The 18,158-nt window shown below is 52.4% G+C and carries 16 protein-coding genes and 1 pseudogene; 8 read left to right on the plus strand and 9 right to left on the minus strand.

Features of this window, described 5'->3' with window-relative positions; genetic code table 11:
* Positions 1 to 84: 84 nt before the first annotated feature.
* The gene (locus tag ACG0Z5_RS21565) at positions 85 to 1,032 is read left to right on the plus strand and encodes a LysR family transcriptional regulator (RefSeq protein ID WP_394451037.1); all 948 of its coding nucleotides are present in this window, start codon (positions 85 to 87) and stop codon (positions 1,030 to 1,032) included.
* Between the two features lie 110 nt (positions 1,033 to 1,142).
* Positions 1,143 to 1,484 (plus strand): phage holin family protein, encoded by a 342-nt coding sequence (locus ACG0Z5_RS21570; protein ID WP_394451067.1) that lies wholly within the window; start codon positions 1,143 to 1,145, stop codon positions 1,482 to 1,484.
* A gap of 46 nt (positions 1,485 to 1,530) precedes the next feature.
* On the opposite strand, the gene ACG0Z5_RS21575 is transcribed toward ACG0Z5_RS21570, so the two are convergent.
* From ACG0Z5_RS21575 to ACG0Z5_RS21600, 6 genes and pseudogenes are all read right to left on the minus strand, one after another.
* A complete protein-coding gene (locus ACG0Z5_RS21575; RefSeq protein ID WP_394451039.1) occupies positions 1,531 to 1,968 on the minus strand; it encodes a transcriptional regulator in 438 nt (145 codons plus the stop codon).
* Positions 1,969 to 2,198: 230 nt separating this feature from the next.
* Positions 2,199 to 4,467, minus strand: a pseudogene (locus ACG0Z5_RS21580) (YgiQ family radical SAM protein).
* An 8-nt stretch (positions 4,468 to 4,475) separates the two neighbouring features.
* Entirely contained in the window at positions 4,476 to 5,888 is a 1,413-nt protein-coding gene (gene ftsP / locus ACG0Z5_RS21585) for a cell division protein FtsP (protein ID WP_394451041.1), read from the minus strand.
* Positions 5,889 to 5,955: 67 nt separating this feature from the next.
* Positions 5,956 to 6,696 (minus strand): 1-acylglycerol-3-phosphate O-acyltransferase, encoded by a 741-nt coding sequence (locus tag ACG0Z5_RS21590; protein WP_394451043.1) that lies wholly within the window; start codon positions 6,694 to 6,696, stop codon positions 5,956 to 5,958.
* A gap of 156 nt (positions 6,697 to 6,852) precedes the next feature.
* Positions 6,853 to 9,117 carry a DNA topoisomerase IV subunit A gene (gene parC, locus ACG0Z5_RS21595; protein ID WP_394451045.1) on the minus strand — a complete coding sequence of 755 codons (2,265 nt, stop codon included), beginning with the start codon at positions 9,115 to 9,117 and terminating at the stop codon, positions 6,853 to 6,855.
* A gap of 129 nt (positions 9,118 to 9,246) precedes the next feature.
* Positions 9,247 to 9,651, minus strand: coding sequence for a YgiW/YdeI family stress tolerance OB fold protein (locus tag ACG0Z5_RS21600; protein WP_394451047.1), 405 nt, complete (start codon positions 9,649 to 9,651; stop codon positions 9,247 to 9,249).
* 153 nt (positions 9,652 to 9,804) lie between these two features.
* Here ACG0Z5_RS21600 and qseB point away from each other — a divergent pair, with 153 nt between their 5' ends.
* The 4 genes from qseB to ACG0Z5_RS21620 all read left to right on the plus strand — a co-directional run bounded on the left by qseB (position 9,805) and on the right by ACG0Z5_RS21620 (position 12,849).
* Positions 9,805 to 10,464 carry a quorum sensing response regulator transcription factor QseB gene (qseB, locus tag ACG0Z5_RS21605; RefSeq protein WP_319786079.1) on the plus strand — a complete coding sequence of 220 codons (660 nt, stop codon included), beginning with the start codon at positions 9,805 to 9,807 and terminating at the stop codon, positions 10,462 to 10,464.
* A complete protein-coding gene (gene qseC, locus ACG0Z5_RS21610) occupies positions 10,465 to 11,814 on the plus strand; it encodes a quorum sensing histidine kinase QseC (RefSeq protein ID WP_394451050.1) in 1,350 nt (449 codons plus the stop codon).
* 105 nt (positions 11,815 to 11,919) lie between these two features.
* On the plus strand, positions 11,920 to 12,501 hold the full coding sequence (locus tag ACG0Z5_RS21615) for an NAD(P)H-dependent oxidoreductase (RefSeq protein WP_394451052.1): 582 nt from the start codon (positions 11,920 to 11,922) through the stop codon (positions 12,499 to 12,501).
* A 33-nt stretch (positions 12,502 to 12,534) separates the two neighbouring features.
* On the plus strand, positions 12,535 to 12,849 hold the full coding sequence (locus ACG0Z5_RS21620) for a putative quinol monooxygenase (RefSeq protein WP_319628655.1): 315 nt from the start codon (positions 12,535 to 12,537) through the stop codon (positions 12,847 to 12,849).
* Between the two features lie 198 nt (positions 12,850 to 13,047).
* Here ACG0Z5_RS21620 and ACG0Z5_RS21625 read toward each other — a convergent pair whose 3' ends face one another.
* The 3 genes from ACG0Z5_RS21625 to ACG0Z5_RS21635 all read right to left on the minus strand — a co-directional run bounded on the left by ACG0Z5_RS21625 (position 13,048) and on the right by ACG0Z5_RS21635 (position 16,040).
* A complete protein-coding gene (locus ACG0Z5_RS21625; protein ID WP_394451055.1) occupies positions 13,048 to 13,998 on the minus strand; it encodes a GlxA family transcriptional regulator in 951 nt (316 codons plus the stop codon).
* Positions 13,999 to 14,024: 26 nt separating this feature from the next.
* Positions 14,025 to 14,801, minus strand: coding sequence for an MBL fold metallo-hydrolase (locus tag ACG0Z5_RS21630; RefSeq protein ID WP_394451057.1), 777 nt, complete (start codon positions 14,799 to 14,801; stop codon positions 14,025 to 14,027).
* Between the two features lie 330 nt (positions 14,802 to 15,131).
* Positions 15,132 to 16,040, minus strand: a complete 909-nt coding sequence (locus ACG0Z5_RS21635; RefSeq protein WP_394451059.1) for a LysR substrate-binding domain-containing protein — start codon at positions 16,038 to 16,040, stop codon at positions 15,132 to 15,134.
* Between the two features lie 111 nt (positions 16,041 to 16,151).
* Here ACG0Z5_RS21635 and ACG0Z5_RS21640 point away from each other — a divergent pair, with 111 nt between their 5' ends.
* Both ACG0Z5_RS21640 and ACG0Z5_RS21645 read left to right on the plus strand, forming a co-directional pair.
* Positions 16,152 to 17,456: a 6-phospho-beta-glucosidase gene (locus ACG0Z5_RS21640; RefSeq protein ID WP_394451061.1), complete on the plus strand. Its 1,305-nt coding sequence runs from the start codon at positions 16,152 to 16,154 to the stop codon at positions 17,454 to 17,456.
* A gap of 495 nt (positions 17,457 to 17,951) precedes the next feature.
* Positions 17,952 to 18,101 carry a hypothetical protein gene (locus ACG0Z5_RS21645; RefSeq protein ID WP_394451063.1) on the plus strand — a complete coding sequence of 50 codons (150 nt, stop codon included), beginning with the start codon at positions 17,952 to 17,954 and terminating at the stop codon, positions 18,099 to 18,101.
* The last annotated feature ends 57 nt before the right edge of the window (positions 18,102 to 18,158 follow it).

Raw genomic sequence — 18,158 nt, forward strand, 5'->3', positions numbered from 1 at the left:
TAAATGAAATATTGTTTTGATATAAAATGATTTGTTTTATTTTTGATGTTACTTATATTGAGCTTTTTTTTGAAGGCTTAATTAATGAACGAAAAAACCTTGAGTCGAGATTTTGACTATAATCTGATAAAAGTGCTGGATGCAGTGATATCCGCGGGAAATGCATCCAAAGCGGCAAAGCAACTGTCTGTCACTCCCGCTGCGGTGTCATTGGCATTGAATCGCCTGCAATTATTTTATAATGAAGCGTTGTTTGTCAGAGGAAAGGAGGGACTGGTCCCGACGATGAAGGCACTTGAGGTGCATGCGTCTTTTCGTCAGGTGATAGAGTTAGTCCGCAATACGATAACCCCCGAGCAAAATAATTTATCCGCCAATCAAATCACTATCCTTGGTGGCGATCTGGTTGAAAATTATTATCTTTCGCAACTTTATGACAATTCGGTTTTTGAGAACACTATATTCAAACATTTCTCCAACAGAAATCTAACTCACAAAGAAATGAAACGCTTACTTCTTGCGGGTCACAGTGACCTCATCGTGAGTCCCATTCCCTTTACCGATAATGATATTGACTGCAGGTTGATTGATAGCTTTAAAAATTTTTGCTGTATTTGCAGTAGAGACAATCTTCTTAGTAGCATTGAGAAATTATCGCTTCATAATTTCTATTCTGCACGCCATGCTATTTATCATAGTAGTTTATTTTCAGCCGCGGCAGCAAACGATAGCTATTTATATAATGAAGATACACCTTACCAGGGTAACCGCATTAAAAGCTACCAAAGTGATTCCATTACAGGAATTATTAATATTATAGAACAAACATCACTCATCGCGTTGTTTCCTCTCAAACTTGCTGTCTTTCATAAAAACCAGAGAAAAAGCGCAATAAATATCATCCAGCCCCCGAGTGAAATGACTTTCAGACCAATTAATATTTATGCTTCATGGAAAAAGAAAAAACCTCGCAGCCACATGGTGGAGGACATTGTGACCATGTTGCATACCTTGTCTTCATTTCGACGATAATCAATCATAGCGCCAAACACAAAAGTTGATATTGAATTAGTGTTTTTTATTATGCGAGCAGAGGAAAACGCATTAATTTACGTGCACTTTATTACCACAAGGAGTTTGGTATTGCTATTTACGATCCGGCAACAACACCGAAGGTCATCCTGCTTGAACTGGAAGTCTTATTTCTGGTTATCGCCACCGGTGCCTGGGGTGGCGTTGTACGTTATCTGCTTAAGACAAACAAAAAATCTGACAAAGGAGTCAGGCCTTTTCTGGCAAATTGCCTTACACAAATTATTATTTCCTGTTTTACAAGTTTCTTATTGAGCGCTATTGCTATTGAGCAAGGGTTAAGTTTTAACATGATTCTGGTTTTCGCGGGGATTGGAGGGGTATGCTCTGGAGCGATACTGAAAAGCATCGCCACGAAGATACAAAAGATTGTCAGTGGCATGACTAAATAATGTTAAAGCAATGGCAAGGCTTGTATTGCCTTGCCATATAAACCCATTAGATAAAATACAAACACGCTGCAATCAGCAATAATATACATAAAGTAACGATGATAGGCTTTGCCAGGCTGGCATGTGCTGGGGTGCTACGATGCGTTATCTCAACTTTTTCAATAGCGATACCGCTGTTAACCTGGATACCTCTGCGGGGAACGGTAACCAACAGATCGCTTATCCCGATAGCTTTCAAATCTTTGCGTATCAAATAAATCATCTGGGTGAGGTTAGCATCATTAACGTACTTCCCTCTTTCTCCCCATAATTCATTGGTGAGTGCCTGCCTATCGATAATCCCTCTCTCGGCATGCTCAATCATAAAACGAAGACAGTTGGCACGCATCGCTGTCATTTTAATGACCAGGGAATTAGAGACGTTTCTTAACTCGTTTTGTTGCTCGTTGAATACACATTGATGGTTGATGATATATTTATGCACCAGGATCTCCTTGAGTGAATTTCATGACTTTTTAATGTTAATTATAAGAATTAACTCAAGCCATGGCTCATTGGAAACTCATGCATTTTTAATTTTAAATAACTGCGGATGATCACAGGTTTAACTGTTTATTTATTCTCAATTAATCGGTTTGTTAATGATATTTAATTCAGCGTCTTGAATTGCGCTGTAAAGAGAAAGGCCCCGGACAATGATGCCGGGGCCTTATTTTATGACTTCACTGTGCGTTTGGCGGCAGGTTTTGGCTTCCGTGCGCCAGGATTGCGCTGCTGGGCGATTGGCGTGTGCTTGGTCAGCGCCGGGCGCGTATTACGATTCTGGCGACGTGCTTCACGCATTTCGTCCAGCGTCGGGGATGGCACCAGACATTCGCGGCGACCACCAATCAGGTGTTTTTTACCCATGGTTTCCAACGCCTGACGAATCAATGGCCAGTTCGCCGGGTCATGATAACGCAGCAGCGCTTTATGCAGACGACGCTGTTTATCCCCCTTCGGCACCACCACATCTTCACTCTTGTAACTGATTTTACTCAGCGGGTTCTTACCGGTGTAATACATGGTGGTCGAGTTGGCGAGCGGCGACGGGTAGAAGTTCTGCACCTGATCGAGACGGAAGCGGTTCTTCTTCAGCCACAGCGCCAGGTTTACCATGTCTTCATCGGTGGTGCCCGGATGCGAGGAGATGAAGTACGGGATCAGATACTGCTCTTTCCCCGCCTGTTTTGAATAGGTGTCGAACAACTCTTTAAAGCGATCGTAGCTGCCCATCCCCGGTTTCATCATTTTCGACAGCGGGCCTTCCTCGGTGTGTTCCGGGGCAATCTTCAGGTAGCCACCTACGTGGTGGGTCGCCAGCTCTTTGATGTAGCGCGGATCTTCTACCGCGATGTCGTAGCGCACGCCGGAGGCGATGAGGATCTTCTTCACGCCTTTCAAATCGCGGGCACGGCGATACAGGTTGATCGTCGGCTCATGGTTGGTGTCCATGTGCGGGCAAATATCCGGGTAGACGCAGGAAAGACGACGGCAGGTCTGTTCGGCGCGCGGCGATTTGCAGCGCAGCATATACATGTTAGCGGTCGGGCCACCCAGATCGGAGATAATGCCGGTAAAGCCCGGAACCGTGTCACGAATGGCTTCGATCTCATTGATGATCGATTCTTCGGAGCGGCTCTGGATGATACGGCCTTCGTGCTCGGTAATCGAACAGAACGAACAGCCGCCGAAGCAACCGCGCATGATGTTGACCGAGAAGCGGATCATCTCGTAGGCCGGGATCCGGCTGTCGCCGTACGCCGGGTGCGGCACGCGCTTGTAGGGCAGCGCAAACACGCTATCCATTTCGTCGGTAGAAAGCGGGATCGCCGGTGGGTTCAGCCAGATATAGCGGTCGCCGTGTTTTTGCATCATCGCCCTGGCGCAGCCTGGGTTTGTTTCATGGTGCAGAATACGCGAAGCGTGCGCATACAGCACTTTGTCGCCCTTCACTTTCTCGTAGGAAGGCAGCAGCACGTAGGTTTTCTCCCACGGCTTTGGCTTCGGCGGCTGGATGGTGATGGCTTTGGCTTCGGCCTTTTGCGGCTCGACGGGTTTATTGTCGGCGCACGGCAGATCTTCGCCGTAAGGATGTGGGATCGGATCGATTTTGCCCGGCGTATCCAGACGCGTGGAATCCACCCCGGTCCAGCCCGGCAGCGCTTCTTTAACCATGATCGCGGTGTTACGCACGTCGCGGATGTCAGAGACCGCTTCACCCATCGCCAGACGGTGTGCCACTTCGACCAGCGGACGCTCGCCGTTACCGAAAATCAGCATGTCGGCTTTGGAATCCACCAGCACCGAACGGCGCACGGTATCAGACCAATAATCGTAATGCGCGGAGCGACGCAGGCTGGCTTCAATCCCGCCGAGGATCACCGGCACGTCTTTCCAGGCTTCTTTACAGCGCTGGGTATAGACCAGGGTGGCACGGTCCGGACGCTTGCCCGCCACGTTATCCGCGGTGTAAGCATCGTCGTGACGCAGCTTACGGTCGGCGGTGTAACGGTTGATCATTGAGTCCATGTTGCCTGCGGTCACGCCGAAGAACAGATTCGGTTTGCCCAGACGCATGAAGTCTTCTTTGCTGTTCCAGTCCGGCTGGGAGATTATCCCGACGCGGAAGCCCTGCGCTTCCAGCATACGTCCACAGATAGCCATCCCGAAGCTGGGATGATCAACGTAGGCGTCCCCAGTGACCATGATGATGTCGCAGCTGTCCCAGCCAAGTTGATCCATCTCTTCCCGAGACATAGGTAAAAAAGGCGCAGGGCCAAAACAGGCCGCCCAATACTGGGGCCAGGAGAAGAGGGAGCGATCCGGTTGGATCAGGGAAATAGCGCTCATGAATGCTTCCGGGTGGTTAAAAAGGCTGCAAAAGGCGGGGATTATACGCTGAATTGATGCAAAAGATGAAGGGGCATATGTCCCCCTTCATCGTGTGGATTACGGCGCGGGATTCACCAGCATCTGACCAATTGAACCACGGTCAGCCAACTCCAGCGTCTGGCTGGCGAACTGGAACGGGAAGTGAGGCCACGACGGCTGGACGTAATACACCAGCAGCTCAACCTGGCCATCAATCCAGACCGTGTCTTTCCAGCCCCGGTCCTCCGGGAACGGCATCGCGCCGTTGACGTTACGGATTTGGAACATGACCCCTTCAATATGGAACGACTGCGGGCTGTCGGCGCGCAGCGTCCAGCGCTCCCAGGTCCCCTGTTGGGCGGTGACGTCAATACGCTGCGGGTCCCACAGCTGGCCGTTGATGCCCGGATCGTCGCCGAGGGTAAAATCACGGCTGCGTATTGGCGTCCCGGTCATTATCTCTTCCGGGAGCAGGCGCATCGGCAGGCTATCGGTCACCAGCGGTAACAGGCCGGTTGGGCGAAGGGTCAGCACCAGGGTTGAAATCAGAATGCTCGACGGCTCGAAGAAGCCGCGAATACGGTCAACGATACTCGCCGCTTCGCCACAGGTGATCGACACTTCGTCGCCGTTGGTCATGTCGACCAGAATTTCACGGCGCTCGCCCGGGGCCAGCGACAGCTGTTTAACCGACACCGGCGCGGGCAGGAAACCCTGGTCACCGGAAATCACGTGTAAAGCACGGCCGTCGCTCATTTGCAGCAGGTAGCGGCGGGAGTTGGAGGCGTTCAGCAGGCGCAAACGCACCCAGCCGCGAGACACTTCGACATACGGGCTTTGCGCCCCGTTGACCATCAGCGAATCACCGACAAAGCCCCCACTGCCCGGCTCGCTGTATTCCGGCGTGCCGAAGTTATCCAGGCGCTTATCCTGAATGATCACCGGGAAGTCGTCCACGCCGTAATGATTCGGAATAGGTAAGGACTTACTGACGTCATCTTCAATCAGCCACATGCCCGCCAGCCCGTTATAGACCTGCTGCGCCATATGATTCGGGGTGTTGGCCTGATACCACAGCGTCGAGGCGTTCTGGCGAATCGGCAGGACTGGCGCCCAGTCGGCATTCGGGGACATCATCCGCGCCGCGCCGCCCATCAGCGGGCCCGGCACCTGCAATCCGCGAATGGTCATCGACACATTTTCAGTCAGGCGGTTGCTGTAAATCAGTTTGACGTCATCGCCGTTCCACACGCGGATGGTTGGCCCGAGATAGCGACCGTTGACGCCCCAGACCGGCGCACGTGTGCCCTGGGTGAAGGACCAGTGCGCACGTTGCAAGGTAAGGAACAGCGGCTGTCCACGGCGGGATTCGAGCAGCGGGGGGACTGGCAATGCCGGTTGCTGGCCTGCCGCGTTTGCCCTCAGCGGCACGGCGCCTGCACAAAGCGTTATCCCTGATGCCTGAAGAAACTGACGCCGACTGAGTGACATATAAACTCCATGAAACTGACTACTAAACAGAGGGAAACCGTTCCCAAACAGAGCACTGTGAAGGCTCTTACTTTTTCTTATTTGCTGCTTCGCGTTCGGCGACTTCCTGGTCGAGCTCGGCGATTTTTGCCATCATTATTTCCCGGCAATGGGCGGCAAGTTCACGCACCTGATCTTTACCCCAGCGACTGGTATCAATCGGCGGCAGCATTTCAACAATGACCAGACCGTTATTGAGACGGTTCAGGTTAATTTTATTCGATGTATTGGAAACGCATACCGGAATAATCGGTACCCCAGCGGCAATGGCGGCATGAAACGCGCCGGTTTTGAACGGCAGCAGGCCGCGACCACGGCTGCGAGTGCCTTCCGGGAACATCCAGAATGAAATCTTGCGCTTATTAAACGCATTCACCACTTCGGCGATGGTGCTGTGCGCTTTGGAGCGGTTGTTACGGTCGATAAGCAGGTTACCGGTCAGCCAGTACAGCAGGCCAAAAAACGGCACCCATAGCAGGCTTTTCTTACCTACGGTCACCGTTGGTGGTAACACGATGTTCGCCGCCGTCACCATATCGTAATTGTTCTGATGGTTACCGATATAGATGGCATTACCAAAGTTTTCATGCCCTTCCGGTAGACGTTTTTCTACCGTCAGACCAAAAACAGGCGCCAGTCGGCCAAACATATGACCAAACGTCGCAACGTGTTTTGGATTACGTGGGCTGAACAGACAATAAATACAGCCAAAAATGCACACCAGGATGCAGTAAATAACAACGATGATTGCGCGAAAAATCAATAGCATAGCTACCTCTGAGAACCTAACCGCTTAGAGTTATATACCGGCCAGGGGATATGACTTGCAGAACCCTTAATAGGGTATTGTTAATCGCAACGCACGAATTAACAACGGTTTTGCCGCAAAATTTACTGCCCCTTCCGAGTGGAAGGGGCATCGGGATTACTCTTCGCTGTCGCCCGCGCTTGAGGTCGGGCGCATCGGAGAGTCGATGTCAATCTTGTCGATTTTCTGTAAGCCGCGCATCAGCGTGCCGCGACGACCACGCTCGCCGGTGACTTTTTGCAGCTCCTCCGGACGGAGTTTGATCTTACGTTTACCGACATGAATGGTCAGCGTGCTCTGCGGCGGCAGGATGTAGAGATGCGCCAGACCGTCAGCGCCCTTCGCTGCATCGGCGGAAGGAATGCCGATAATTTTGTTGCCCTTGCCTTTCGACAGCTGTGGCAAATCGCTCAGCGGGAACATCAGCATCCGGCCCGCCTGGGTTATCGCCAGCAGCATGTCGGACTCGTCCTCAATCACCAGCGGCGGCATCACCTGCGCGTTATCCGGCAGGGTGATCAGCGCTTTACCCGCACGGTTACGCGACACTAAATCGTTGAAGGTACACACGAAACCATACCCGGCATCGGAGGCCATCAGCAGTTTTTGGTCGTCGTTTTCCATCAGCATGTGGGTCACGGTCGCGCCCGGCGGCAGCGTCAGCTTACCGGTCAACGGCTCGCCCTGCCCGCGCGCCGACGGCAGCGTGATCGGATCGATGGCGTAGCTGCGTCCGGTGGTATCGACAAACACCACCGGCTGGTTGCTCTTGCCTTTCACCGACGCTTTCCAGCTGTCGCCCGCTTTGTAGCTCAGGCCTTTGGCGTCAATGTCGTGGCCTTTGGCGCTACGCACCCAGCCGCTCTGGGACAGCACAATGGTCACCGGCTCAGACGGCAGCATGTCGTGCTCGTTCATTGCCTTGGCTTCTTCGCGCTCGCGCAGCGGAGAGCGACGATCGTCGCCAAACGCTTCGGCATCGGCCTGCAGCTCTTTCTTCAGCAGGTTGCTCATTTTACGGTCGGAAGCAAGGATCGCCTGAATCTGATCGCGCTCTTTTTCGAGGTCGTTTTGCTCACCGCGAATTTTGACCTCTTCCAGTTTGGCGAGGTGGCGTAATTTCAGTTCGAGGATAGCTTCAGCCTGGGTTTCGCTGATGCCAAAGCGCGACATCAGCGCGGGTTTTGGCTCATCCTCACTGCGAATGATTTCAATCACTTCGTCAATATTGAGGAACGCCACCAGCAAACCTTCAAGGATATGCAGGCGCTTGAGCACTTTCTCGAGGCGATGATTCAGGCGGCGGCTGACGGTATCACGACGGAATGCCAACCATTCGGTGAGGATTTCCAGCAGGTTTTTCACCTGCGGACGGTTATCCAGACCGATCATGTTCATGTTGATACGGTAGCTTTTTTCCAGATCGGTAGTGGCAAACAGGTGATTCATCACCTGCTCCATATCCACGCGATTGGAGCGCGGGACGATAACCAGACGAGTCGGGTTTTCGTGATCCGATTCGTCACGCAGGTCATCGACCATCGGCAGCTTTTTATTACGCATCTGGCTGGCGATTTGCTCCAGCACGCGCGCGCCGGAAACCTGGTGTGGCAGCGCGGTAATCACCACCGCACCGTCTTCTTTCTTCCATACCGCACGCATCCGCACGGAGCCACGGCCGGTCTGGTAAATTTTACGAATATCGGCACGCGGGGTGATGATTTCCGCTTCGGTCGGATAGTCCGGCCCCTGCACGATATCGAGCAGTTCGTCGAGTGTGGTTTTCGGCTGTTCAATCAGGGTGATTGCCGCTTTCGCCACTTCACGCACGTTATGCGGTGGAATATCCGTCGCCATGCCCACCGCGATCCCGGTGGTGCCGTTGAGCAGAATATTCGGCAGGCGCGCGGGTAACATGCGCGGTTCCTGCAAGGTGCCGTCGAAGTTTGGCAGCCAGTCAACGGTGCCCTGACCCAGTTCGCCCAGCAGCACTTCGGCATATTTCGACAGACGGGATTCGGTGTAACGCATCGCGGCGAAGGACTTCGGATCGTCCGGCGCACCCCAGTTCCCCTGACCATCGACCAGCGGATAACGATAGGAGAACGGCTGCGCCATCAGCACCATGGCTTCATAACAGGCGCTGTCGCCGTGCGGATGGTATTTACCCAGCACGTCGCCGACCGTACGGGCGGATTTCTTGAATTTGGCGCTGGCGCTCAGCCCCAGCTCGGACATTGCGTAAACAATGCGGCGCTGTACCGGTTTCAGGCCATCGCCGATAAACGGCAATGCGCGGTCCATGATGACGTACATGGAGTAGTCAAGGTACGCTTTTTCCGTAAACTCATGTAGCGCAAGGCGCTCTGCCATATCGCTCATTAACTGTGTTTCCTCAACAAATTCGCCCGGCCATACAGCGGGCAATATTGCCGCCGATAGTACCTTATCTGACGCGCTGAGTCACAGGGGGAAGCGGTTTTACCGCTGCGAATGCAGCGGTACGGAGGATTACTTGCTGACTTTGTTGATTTGCTTCACGTCGATTTCAACCGAGTTCCAGTCTTTATCGACTTCGCCCTGAATCTCGACCACATCCTGCGGGGTGATGGTCACGCCATTCCAGCGTTTATGGTCGATATCGACGTTCACGGTGCCGGTGGCATCTTTGAAGGTGTAAACGTCGTCAGAAAGTCGCTCGGTGATATTGCCGCGCAGCGTAACCCAGGCGTCATCGCGCATCGATTTTGCTTTCTCAACGGTGGTGACGCTGCCGTTTGGCCCGGCGAACCCGCCGCCCTGGCTGGTTGTCGTGGCGGTTGAACCCGGACCGGTAAAGCCACCCTGGGTGTTAGCGGCAAAAACAGGGGCTGACATCAGGGCCACAATGGCCGCAACTGCTAATGTTTTCTTCATCGTATTTTCTCCCTTAGAGACGATTCAGTGACTCATTAAACAGGATAAAACTTAACGACTTCTTAAGGCGGAAAAAGATTATTTTTTGCTGTACAGCGCGGCTTCGCGCGGGTTTACTGGCGGTGATTATCGGTATCAACGGGGGGCGAACGGATGCGAATTTTACTGGTAGAAGACGACAAGCTGATTGGCGACGGGCTGAAGACTGGGCTTGTCAAAATGGGCTTTACGCTGGACTGGTTCACGCGCGGGGAGGAAGGCAGAGCCGCGCTCTACACCGCCCCGTATGATGCGGTGATCCTCGACCTGACGCTGCCCGGCATCGACGGGCTGGAGATCCTGCGCGACTGGCGTGCGGAAGGACGCAAAGAGCCGGTGCTGATCCTCACCGCGCGCGACGCCCTCGCCCAGCGCGTGGAAGGCCTACGGTTAGGGGCCGATGACTACCTGTGTAAACCGTTCGCGCTAATTGAGGTCGCCGCCCGCCTCGAAGCCCTGATCCGCCGCGTCCACGGCCAGGCCAGCAACGCCCTGCATCACGGCCCGGTAACGCTCAATCCCGATAGCCTGACCGCCACCCTGAACGATGAACCGCTAACGCTCAAACCAAAAGAGTTCGCCCTGCTCGAACTGCTGATGCGTAACGCCGGGCGCGTGCTGCCGCGTAAGCTTATCGAAGAGAAGCTGTATAACTGGGATGATGACGTTTCCAGCAACGCCGTGGAGGTTCACGTGCATCACCTGCGCCGCAAGCTTGGCAGCCATTTTATCCGAACCGTACACGGGATCGGCTACACCCTGAGTAATGACTAAATGATATTTCTGCGCCATCTGAGCCTGCGCCTGCGCCTCACGCTGCTGTTTATTGTGCTGACCCTGGTCGCCTGGAGCTGCGCCAGTTTTATCGCCTGGCAGCAAACCAGCCATAAGCTCGACAAGCTGTTTGATACCCAGCAGATGCTGTTTGCCAAGCGCCTGAGTGCCATGGATTTCAACGAGCTGCACGTCATCACCCCGCAGCTGCGCACCAAAAAAAAGATTAAGCACGGACACCTCGACGACGACGCGCTGGCGTTCGCCATTTACACCTCCGACGGACGGATGGTGCTGAACGACGGCGATAACGGGCAAGACATTCCCTACACCTATCGCCGCGAAGGGTTTGACGACGGGCGCATTAATAATGACGACGACGAATGGCGTTTGTTATGGATAACCACCGCCGATGAAAAATACCGGATCGTGGTCGGCCAGGAGTGGGAATATCGCCAGGAGATGGCGCTGGATATCGTGACCTCGCAGCTCGCGCCGTGGCTGGTGGCGCTCCCGCTGATGGTGCTGTTGCTGACCCTGCTCCTGAGCCGCGAACTGGCCCCGCTGAAAAAGCTAACCCGCACCCTGCAACATCGCACCCCGGGATCGGACGAACAGCTGAGCACGCACGGCGTGCCGGGCGAGGTACGTCCGCTGGTGGACGCCCTCAATCAGCTGTTTATCCGTTCACATAGTATGATCTTACGCGAGCGGCGTTTTACCTCGGATGCCGCCCATGAACTGCGCAGCCCGCTGACCGCGCTGAAAGTACAAACCGAAGTCGCGCAGTTGTCGATGGACGATCCTGACAGCCGGGTGAAAGCGCTGTCTCAACTGCATGCCGGGATCGACCGGGCGACACGGTTAGTTGAGCAGTTGCTGACCTTATCGCGCCTCGATTCGCTGGCTGAGCTGGACGACGTGGAACAGCTGCCGATGGGTGACCTGCTGCAATCGTCGGTGATGGATATTTACCACCCGGCGCAGCAGGCGGGCATTGAGCTGCGGCTTCACATCAACGCCCCGGACGTGACGCGCCGAGGTCAGGCCCTGCTGTTGGGTTTACTGGTGCGTAATTTGCTCGATAACGCGGTGCGTTACAGCCCGCGCGGCAGCACCGTGGACGTCACGCTCGATGCCCACGGTTTCACGGTGCAGGATAACGGCCCGGGGATAAGCCCCGATGCCCTCGCCCGCGTCGGCGAACGTTTTTATCGTCCACCCGGACAAGATGAACCGGGCAGCGGCCTGGGGTTATCCATTGTGCAGCGTATCGCCGCCCTGCATCAGATGCATGCGGTGTTCAGTAACGCCCCCGCAGGAGGATTTATCGCCCGCATCAGCTGGTAACGCCATTATTGCTAAAATCGCAAAAGACTTTGCACATTTTGCTAATTTAATCGTTTCAGTCCAGGGGTTACACTGATGCACATTTTCAGTTCCTGAGGCACAACGATGAGCAACATCCTGATTATTAACGGCGGTAAAAAATTCGGTCATTCCAACGGCCAGTTGAACGACACCATGACCGAGGTCGCGGATGGTTTCCTGCGCGACGCCGGGCATGAAGTCCGTGTTGTTCGCGCTGACAGCGATTACGACGTGAAGGCAGAAGTGCAGAACTTCCTGTGGGCCGACACCATTATCTGGCAGATGCCGGGCTGGTGGATGGGCGCGCCGTGGACCGTGAAAAAATACATCGACGACGTATTCACCGAAGGCCACGGTTCGCTGTATGCCAGCGATGGACGTACCCGGTCGGACGCCAGCCAAAAATACGGCTCCGGCGGGCTGATTCAGGGCAAAACATACATGCTGTCCCTGACCTGGAACGCGCCGATGGAAGCGTTCACCGAAGAAGACCAGTTCTTCCACGGCGTGGGCGTGGACGGCGTTTATCTGCCGTTCCATAAAGCCAACCAGTTCCTGGGCATGGATGCGCTGCCGACGTTCATCGCCAACGACGTGATTAAAATGCCTGACGTTCCGCGCTATGTAGCAGAATATCGCAAGCATCTTGCCGAGATTTTTGCTTAACTGAAGGTCTGCATAAAAAGGAGTACGACTATCATGTTAACTGTTATTGCTGAGATCCGTACCCGTCCTGGTCAGCACCACCGTCAGGCCGTACTGGATCAGTTCGCGAAAATCATTCCGACCGTGCTGAAGGAAGAAGGCTGCCACGGCTACGCGCCAATGGTCGACCACGCCGCAGGCGTGAGCTTCCAGGCCACCGCCCCGGACTCCATCACCATGGTTGAGCAGTGGGAAACCGTCGCCCATCTGGAAGCCCATCTGCAAACCGCGCACATGAAAGCGTGGAGCGAAGCGGTAAAAGGTGACGTGCTGGAAAGCCGAATTAGTATTCTGGAACCTGCGCTGTAATTTTCCCGCATAAAATCGAAAAGCCGGATAACGTCTATAACGCGTTGTCCGGCTTTTTTGTTTATGTGGGGTTGGAGGGCTGTGTAGAGAGTGAGCGCGGTTTCAATCTCTTTACCATCCTTGAATTTAAGCATTACCTTAAGTGAAAAAATAAAATATATCGATGATGACATCCATTGTCATAATTATATTAATTTGTTATGCATTACGAAATGTTTTACGCCACTCTCTGGGGCTGACACCGAATTTTTCCCTAAATTGCAATCTGAACGTTGCGGCAGACTGAAATCCCGCTTTTTCGGCAACCTGTTCTATTGGAATATCCATATTCTCCAGCAACTCCTGACTCTTATGCAGACGCGCCGCTGTAATCCACTCAACGATGGACATACCGGTTGCTTTCGTGAAGTGTCGTGTCAGCGTCCTGCGGCTCATTGAGGCGTATTCGGCCAGAGAATTAATATCGTGCAGCTCCTGAAGATTCTGTAGTAGGTAATCAAGCACCGTATTAATTCTACAGTTGGCAGTCTTTTGCGTGACGTGATGATTAATATACTGTGCCTGGCCACCTTCTCGGTGAGGTGGCGAGACCATCCTGCGGGCAATGCTATTAGCCGCCAGGCTGCCAACACGTTGACGAATAATATACAGACAACAATCCATTGCCGCAGCTGTTCCTGCCGATGTTGTCAGGCCATCGTCATCAACATAGAGTTCATTAAGATTTAAATGAACGGAAGGAAACAGCTCCCGAAAATCGTCCTCATATTCCCAGTGAGTTGCTGCCATATGCCCGTCCAGCAAGCCTGCATAAGCCAGTACGAAAGTGCCCAAACACAAGCCTACTATCTGGACTCCCGCTTCGCGGGCTTTTACCAGAGCGTCGAGCAGAGAGCTGGCTGGTCGTTTTCGCACATCTCCCCAGAAGGGCACAATGACGATATCAACCTGCGTTAGCATCTCCAGACCATGATCGGCCTGGATTGCCGTTCCTTCCTCAGACCAGACGAGACCCGGCTTTTCAGCGCATATTACGCGGGTAAAAAGCCGCTGATCGCTAATGGTATCGCCAAAAAGGATAAGCGGAACGGATACATGATAAGTACTGAATCCTTGGGTCACTAGTATGGCAACTGAAATTGCAGACATCTTAACTCCCGGGTGGTCGATTACCGTCAGAGCGAGACAGACTCACCGTCTGCAGGGGCTGAAACGTAATCCTGAATATGGTTAATAATCGCATATTCCAGAACTTCCTGTCGCGTAGTCAGACAGTGGTTAACAGCATCCATGTGGGTGGCAACAATTTTGGCTTCAGGCAATACAAAGTGCGCCTTCAAAATATCTTCTTTACCAAATATGATTGCGCCATAGCCCAGAACATGAGCCCAACCCGTGTTCATTATCAACACACCCGGCATATATTTGCGCATGTTCTCTTCCACGGTTTTCACCCAGATAGAGTCACCAACAAGATATAAGGTTTTTTCTGCTGGATGACGGAAAACAACACCACTGGCATCCCCAAGAATTTCGGCCATCTGCGGGTTGGCATAGGCTTCATCTGAACCGTGCTGGCATGCTGTCTTTATCAGTTCAATATCTTCGAAGCGGCTGGTTTCGCTCAGAATAACCAGATTAGTAAAACCCTGAGCACACAGCTGTGATTTATCGCTCTCATTCTGGACATAAATCAACTTATCCTTCGGCACAATATCTGCAGCAGCCAGATCCCAGTGATCCGGATGCGTGTGGGTAATAATAATTGCATCCACATCAAGCAGTGAGCTTATATCCAGAGGTAATTCCACCATAGGATTGCGAATTTCTGAGCGAGCCGTTCCTTCAAAACCTTCCCATGCATCTTTAGCAGAAAGCATGGGATCAATAAGGAATTTCTTACCTGCATATTCGAGGATCTGGGTTGCATTACGGATCTGAGTAATTTTCATTTTGTGTTCTCCCGAACGCTTTTAAAGTTGTATAAGTCATGGCTGGCATGACCCGATGACTAATTGTAGCGATTATCGGGCAATTAAGTCGCTGCAAAGGGGTCACATTCCGCGCGTTTCGGGTCAAGTTTAATAAGAGAGGGAGTATAAGTTGTCCGCTTTTCACTCACAGCGGATCTTCAGCTCAATTAGCTCGTCCGCTCCTTGCTCCAAAGCTGCCTGTCGATGTAGCCAAGCTCCCTTACCGCAGCCAAGGAATACAAAAATAAGCTTAACGTACAATAATTTTCGATATCTATACTGGCTCCTTTTTTGTCATTCAGTCGGCTGTTAGGTTGCTTGTTCTCTCTGCTGATGTAAAAAATCAATAAAGGCCCGGCAGCGGATCCTGTCTCTGTTTTCACTGGGGTAAATCAGGTCATAGCTCATACCTGAAGGTACAGGAACCGCGCTAAGTGCTATCAACTGTCCACTCTGCAGCTGCGGCTGAATTAGCGTTTTTCTTCCCATCATCACCCCCATTCCGCTTTCCGCAGCCTGGATGGCCATATGATAATGATTAAAGCTGTAATGCCTTCTTTTGTAAGGAATCTCCTGCCCGTTGACGTCGTTCCAGATTCGCCACTCCGAGAAAGGATCCTGATTGTCTGTAGATTCGCTGGTATGGATAAAGCAGGCCTGGCTTAAACCCTCCGCGCTGATATCCGGATTCAGCTGCAGATAACGCGGAGAACATACCGGCACGAGCACTTCATCAAACAATTGTTCCTGATGTAAATCCGCGTGGCGACTAGCACCATAATAGATAGCTAAATCAACACGCTCATCGTGAAATTCCATGATCCCGGCACGCACTTTGACCTTGAGGTTAATCCCGGGCCATTGCGCCTGAAATACAGGGAGTCGAGCCATAAGCCAGCACTGTGCAAAGGTCGGTGCGACGCCAATGTGCAGCGTACCTCTCAGCGACTGGCTGCGGATATCTTCAATTTCATCATTAATAGCACGCAGGGAATAGTTCAGAGTGGCAAGCAGGCGCTCACCTTCTTCGGTTAATGCCAACTTTCGCGTCATGCGGACAAAAACGCGGAAACCTAGCTGCGATTCAAGCAGGCGGATCCTGTGGCTCATCGCTCCCTGAGTGAGATTTAACTCTTTTGCCGCAAGGGTAAAACTCATATGTCTGGCGGCAATCTCAAAGCTTTGCAGCAGGGCGAGGGTACTTTGTTGTTCCAGCATCAGGCGACCTATGGATTAATCATTTTAATGCATTATAGATTTTTATTCGTTTGTCAGGCCAGAACCGAATCTTTCTAATGATAATGAGTTAATCATTTTAATGAGGTTGTCATGTCTGAACTGAAAGTCGTTATCATCGGTGCGGGATCTAGCTATACCCCGGAGCTTATCGAAGGTCTCATCAACCGTACCACTGAACTGCCTTTGCGCGAGCTGTGGATGGTTGATATCGAAGATGGTCGTGAAAAGATGGCGATCATTGCCAATCTTGCACGCCGGATGCTTAAAAAAGCAGGGCTGGACGTCAGCGTTCATGAGAGCCTCGACCGCCGGGTGGCCCTCACTGGTGCTGATTATGTCTGCTCGCAGTTCCGTGCAGGCTGCCTGGATGCCAGGATTAGCGATGAACGAATAGCGCTGAAATTTGGCATGATTGGCCAGGAGACCAACGGTCTTGGCGGCTTTGCGAATGCCTGCAGAACCATTCCGATTGCGCTGGAGATTGCCCGTGAAATGGAAACAGTATGCCCAGACGCATGGTTGCTGAACTTCACTAATCCGTCGGGAATGGTGACAGAGGCCATTCTGCGCCACACCAAAATTAAAGCGGTCGGGCTGTGCAACGTGCCGGTGATCATGCAGAAGGGCGTGACAAAACTGCTGGGTGGCTCAAACGATTTCATCATGCAGGTGGCAGGACTCAATCACTTTATTTTTGCCCGTCAGATCCTGCAAAACGGTAAGGACAAGCTCGACGACGTAATCGATGAGATCATTGCTGGTAATGATCCGCTAGTTCCCCGCAATATTCCGCCGTTTACCTGGCCTGCTCATGTACTGAAAGGGCTGAGAATGATCCCTTGCGCCTACCTTCGTTACTACTACATGAAAGACGATATCTTGAAGCAAGAGGTCGGGGAGGCCAACGGCGAGGGGACCCGCGGTGAAGTCGTTAAAGCGCTGGAGCATGAACTGTTTGAGATCTACAAAAATCCGGAACTGGCGGAAAAACCAAAAGCGCTGGAAGGGCGAGGAGGACAGTACTACTCCGAAGCGGCCTGCGAGTTGATGAGCGCAATCCACAATGACAAACGCATCATCATGCACGTTAATACCCGCAATAACGGTGCAATCAACGGTCTTCCGGATGACTGTGCGGTGGAAGTCAGTTCTGTTATCACGCGCTCAGGGCCGCTGCCGCTGAATGTGGCTGCTTTCCCAGAAGACACATTACGTCTGCTGCAGTTAATGAAAAACTTCGAACAGCTCACCATCGAAGCGGCCATCACCGGAAACCGTCACACTGCCTGGCGTGCGCTGGTGCTCAACCCGCTGATCACAAGCGGTACGCTGTTGGAGCAAGCTGTAGAGGCTGTTATCGAGGAAAACAAAGAGCTCATGTCAGCTTTCCACTGATAGCTATTTTTCTATAAGAACAAGACCACCTTCTAAGAAGGTGGCTTTTGACAATCCCTCCTGTAAAGGGGGCTATTGTCACCTACTGCTTACGTACGCCTCCCGCGCCTCTTTGATCTCACCTTCTGCTCAAAGTGTAATTATCAGGGTGCGAATGCTTCTATTTCACTCAAAACGGACTAAAACTCGACGCGCAAGCATTCCCCCTCATCCTGCGACCATTCATCCTGAAGCTCGACTGTCATCACAGGCAAGACATCGGGCGGATAAAGATACACAACCAATTGATTTAAATGATGTAACCAGCCGAAAGCAATTACATCTCATAGTGAGACCTTGGTTCCAGTAATACCCCTTGTCGGCTTCTGGCTATCGCAGTATTCTCCTTCTGTACCTGTAAAAAACGGGTGCCGGGATTGGTCTCCTGAACAACCTTACTGACGACACAAAGACGCGTCTGTGCCTTTGAAGACATCACCTGGCGGAGCTCAATCTATGACCATCCTCAATTCCGACTGCGATTTACTCTCTATTCCCTTTAGCGCCGCGACAGACTTTCTTGATCTGGCTGACTTCTGCGATCGCTTTGCTGTAACCCTGATTGAATGCGACGGTAATCCCCCCGAAAAAACGGTGTGTTTATAAGTAGAATTTCTCGTAATCTGAATCGGGGAGATTTCTATGAAAAAAGCACGTTTTACC

Origin of the sequence: Scandinavium sp. M-37, assembly GCF_043558715.1 — a bacterium.
GTDB classification, from domain to species: domain Bacteria; phylum Pseudomonadota; class Gammaproteobacteria; order Enterobacterales; family Enterobacteriaceae; genus Scandinavium; species Scandinavium vulneris_A.

Excerpts from the sequence above, each read along its gene's own strand:
- ACG0Z5_RS21625 (WP_394451055.1), bottom strand. The coding sequence starts at position 13,998 with ATGTCTGCAATTTCAGTTGCCATACTAGTGACCCAAGGATTCAGTACT.
- ACG0Z5_RS21615 (WP_394451052.1), top strand. The coding sequence starts at position 11,920 with ATGAGCAACATCCTGATTATTAACGGCGGTAAAAAATTCGGTCATTCC.
- ftsP (WP_394451041.1), bottom strand. The coding sequence starts at position 5,888 with ATGTCACTCAGTCGGCGTCAGTTTCTTCAGGCATCAGGGATAACGCTT.
- ACG0Z5_RS21635 (WP_394451059.1), bottom strand. The coding sequence starts at position 16,040 with ATGCTGGAACAACAAAGTACCCTCGCCCTGCTGCAAAGCTTTGAGATT.
- ACG0Z5_RS21620 (WP_319628655.1), top strand. The coding sequence starts at position 12,535 with ATGTTAACTGTTATTGCTGAGATCCGTACCCGTCCTGGTCAGCACCAC.
- ACG0Z5_RS21565 (WP_394451037.1), top strand. The coding sequence starts at position 85 with ATGAACGAAAAAACCTTGAGTCGAGATTTTGACTATAATCTGATAAAA.
- ACG0Z5_RS21590 (WP_394451043.1), bottom strand. The coding sequence starts at position 6,696 with ATGCTATTGATTTTTCGCGCAATCATCGTTGTTATTTACTGCATCCTG.
- qseB (WP_319786079.1), top strand. The coding sequence starts at position 9,805 with ATGCGAATTTTACTGGTAGAAGACGACAAGCTGATTGGCGACGGGCTG.
- ACG0Z5_RS21630 (WP_394451057.1), bottom strand. The coding sequence starts at position 14,801 with ATGAAAATTACTCAGATCCGTAATGCAACCCAGATCCTCGAATATGCA.
- parC (WP_394451045.1), bottom strand. The coding sequence starts at position 9,117 with ATGAGCGATATGGCAGAGCGCCTTGCGCTACATGAGTTTACGGAAAAA.
- ACG0Z5_RS21600 (WP_394451047.1), bottom strand. The coding sequence starts at position 9,651 with ATGAAGAAAACATTAGCAGTTGCGGCCATTGTGGCCCTGATGTCAGCC.
- ACG0Z5_RS21640 (WP_394451061.1), top strand. The coding sequence starts at position 16,152 with ATGTCTGAACTGAAAGTCGTTATCATCGGTGCGGGATCTAGCTATACC.
- qseC (WP_394451050.1), top strand. The coding sequence starts at position 10,465 with ATGATATTTCTGCGCCATCTGAGCCTGCGCCTGCGCCTCACGCTGCTG.
- ACG0Z5_RS21645 (WP_394451063.1), top strand. The coding sequence starts at position 17,952 with ATGACCATCCTCAATTCCGACTGCGATTTACTCTCTATTCCCTTTAGC.